Source organism: Paraburkholderia sp. BR10936 (assembly GCF_040965735.1).
Taxonomy (GTDB): domain Bacteria; phylum Pseudomonadota; class Gammaproteobacteria; order Burkholderiales; family Burkholderiaceae; genus Paraburkholderia; species Paraburkholderia nodosa_A.
Window position 1 is genome coordinate 1 of the sequence record NZ_JBFRCM010000052.1, and the last position, 2736, is coordinate 2736.

A 2736-nucleotide genomic window follows, 5' to 3' on the forward strand; every position below is an offset into this window, starting at 1 on the left:
ACTTCAGGCCGGCCAGTGACGGTGATCAATTGCAGCAGGTGACTTAACCAGTCGACGTGAGACATAGAATTCCGTAAGGCCTCGGCATGGGGAAATCAGGTGACGGCAAAACTTACAATTTCAGCGCCCGAAAATCTCGACGAGAAGGGATGCTCATTCCTCGCCAACTGCAGGACCGAATCTATCGGCCAGCGCTCATCCCGCCGTCGACATGCAGTACCTCGCCCGTGACGAACGACGCTGAATCAAGAAAGACAATCGCGTCCGCGATATCGCCCACCTCGCCCATGAATCCGAGTGGAACCAACGCGGCGAGATCGTCATGGGCTTCTGGCTTGTGCATAGTCGACCTGATCAAACCCGGAGCCACCGCGTTCACCCGAATTCCCTTGCTTGCATACTCAATGGCGAGCGACTTCGTTGCGGCGTTGAGACCGCCCTTTGTCAATGCCGCTAGTGACGAAGAAACTCCGCTGTACGCGATGTCGGCGACGCTCGCAGTGACGCTCACTACGTGGCCGCGAGAATGCTTCTTCATCTCCGCAATCGCCAGTTGCGTGATGTGAAAGAATCCCGCCATGTTCACATTCATCACCGCTGCGTAGTCCGCCGCGCTATGTTCTGTGAAAGGCTTGCCGATATATATGCCGGCGTTGTTCACAAGCGTGTCGATCCGTCCAAATCGCGCGACCCCTTCGGCGATGACTTGCTGCGCCACAGCAGGATCACCAATGTCGCCAGCTATCGTCAGAACGTCTTTGTCGACAGAGGGTTGTATCGAGCGGGACGTCGCGACGACCGCGTAATCGAGCTTGCGGAACGCCTGAACGATGGCGGCGCCAATTCCCTGCGATGCTCCGGTTACCACCACGACCTTTCGCAATGCGCTCATGATCCAGTGCCCCCTAACATGATGGTTCTTCAGAAAAACAACCTACTGCGGAAGCCAGAATCACCGTATGGCGGTTGACTGGTTTATGCGTTCGACTCACACGAGGGCGAAATATCGGGTCGCCACGGTGTATGGCCTTACCGGACAGCGCACAGACCGCTTCCGCTGGTGCCGATCCAATAGTCCAGATCTGGCTCTCGTAACGTCCCATGCAGGGATCACTCCAGCGGACACTAATCGTCGTCGACGACAGTTTCTCCACAACGGAGACTTGCGAAGGCGTCGGCAGATTTGGCATGAGATATCCGCACGCTCAAACGTGGCTGCACGCGAGAGTGGTCAAAAGCGGCTCAATCGTGGCTATCAGAGAAGCCCGAAGTTGCGCGGATTGATCCTCATCGAGAAATGCAGTTGCCTGCAGCGGCAAATAGTGGATGGTGGTGAAGCCAATGCAAGCCAGTACGGCAGAAAGATAAGGCGTGAGGAAATCCGGCTGGTTGGCGCGTTCGCCAGTAAACACGCCACCGGAGGCAATGCCGACGAATACCGGACGGTCCCGAAGCATTCCAACCTTGCCAGCGGGCGTCGACTGCATCGTGCGTCCGACGCGGATAAGCTGATCGATCCACGCTTTCAGGACGGACGGAACCGTCAGGTTATTCATCGGAGTACCGATGACGATCACATCGGAATCCTCGACCTCCTGAATGAGTTCCTCCGCGAAAAGTACAGCGCCAGCGGTCCTTCCTGCAGCAGCCAACGTCGCAGGCGTCGAGAGTATGTCGGCGTAGGCGGCTCCGAGATGAGGTATCGGCTCCAGCCCAAGGTCCCGGCGGCGAACCTCCACGCCCGGCAAGAGCGTTTGAATCTTTTCGACGATTCCCGCCGAGAGTTTTCGGCTATGCGATCCCAGTCTAGGGCTGCAGTCGATGTGCAGAATATTCATACAATTTTCTCCAGCAGATTTTGCAGCAGCTTTGGTCGCGCGGCTGCTTGACCAGCAGACGAAATCGGGCGCGTGAAACATCGGGCACCGAGATCGAAGTGCGTCTTAAATGCCTGGTTAACGAAGGCTTTGTGCAGGCTGTTTCCATCTGTGCAACACTCTGCGCCCTTGCGGCTCCAGCACGGCATGAAAATGCCCCGCATTTGCAGCTCGCAGCTTCGACCGAATACGGAGAGAAAATCGGGTGCATGCTGCAAGAGCCACATTCCGTATTGACTTCGCGTTTGTAGCACTGTTGGTAGGGCAGATTCTGTACTATTCACGGTGCATAAAACAGTACCAAGATTGTGATTTTCGTGTGTACCAAGACTATGGCTTCAGACTTGCAGATACAGCTCGACCGGACAGCAAAACGGCCCCTCACAGAGCAGATTTTTGAGAGCATCAGCAGAGCAATAGAGTCTGGGCTGCTCGAATCCGGTACACGGCTGCCATCATGGAAAGACCTTGCGTCGCAGCTCGGGGTCGCGCGCGGGACCGTTAAGGCTGCCTATGAGCTTTTGAATGATTCACAGATGATAGAAACGTTTGGAGCTGGGGGAACGCGAGTCGCTCCGCGGCTTCGCGTCGCCACTGCTCAACGAAAGGCGGCGCGGCTCAGTTCGTTTATGAAATCATATGAGGAGATGAAGGCCGGGCCAGCGATTTTCCAACTCGGTATTCCCGCGTTTGAAGGACTGCCGGAAAAGCTTTTTTCGCGGGCTCGCTCTTCCAACCTGCTAAAAACAGCGGGCCTGTCGTCGCTGCTCTATCCTGATCCGAGAGGCGAATTCGACCTGCGCAGAGAGATCGCAGGCAATCTCTCCATCGCGCGAAACTTCCACTGTCATCCGGAGCA

The 2736-nt window shown here is 56.1% G+C and carries 4 protein-coding genes; 1 reads left to right on the top strand and 3 read right to left on the bottom strand.

What is annotated here, in order from left to right:
• Positions 1–181: 181 nt before the first annotated feature.
• Genes AB4Y36_RS40295 through AB4Y36_RS40305 form a run of 3 tightly spaced genes read right to left on the bottom strand, consistent with a single transcriptional unit; the run spans position 182 to position 1838 of the window.
• A complete protein-coding gene (locus AB4Y36_RS40295; protein ID WP_368685916.1) occupies positions 182–892 on the bottom strand; it encodes an SDR family NAD(P)-dependent oxidoreductase in 711 nt (236 codons plus the stop codon).
• A 13-nt stretch (positions 893–905) separates the two neighbouring features.
• A complete protein-coding gene (locus AB4Y36_RS40300; RefSeq protein WP_342923969.1) occupies positions 906–1190 on the bottom strand; it encodes a DUF3331 domain-containing protein in 285 nt (94 codons plus the stop codon).
• A 15-nt stretch (positions 1191–1205) separates the two neighbouring features.
• Entirely contained in the window at positions 1206–1838 is a 633-nt protein-coding gene (locus AB4Y36_RS40305; protein WP_342923968.1) for an NAD(P)H-dependent oxidoreductase, read from the bottom strand.
• Between the two features lie 383 nt (positions 1839–2221).
• Between AB4Y36_RS40305 and AB4Y36_RS40310 the strand changes: the two genes are divergently transcribed.
• A partial coding sequence (locus tag AB4Y36_RS40310; protein ID WP_368685917.1) for a GntR family transcriptional regulator occupies positions 2222–2736 on the top strand: 515 nt, incomplete at its 3' end.

Bases quoted from the DNA above. Each gene is read 5' to 3' on its own strand.
- AB4Y36_RS40295 (WP_368685916.1), bottom strand. From the start codon at position 892: ATGAGCGCATTGCGAAAGGTCGTGGTGGTAACCGGAGCATCGCAGGGA.
- AB4Y36_RS40300 (WP_342923969.1), bottom strand. From the start codon at position 1,190: ATGCCAAATCTGCCGACGCCTTCGCAAGTCTCCGTTGTGGAGAAACTG.
- AB4Y36_RS40305 (WP_342923968.1), bottom strand. From the start codon at position 1,838: ATGAATATTCTGCACATCGACTGCAGCCCTAGACTGGGATCGCATAGC.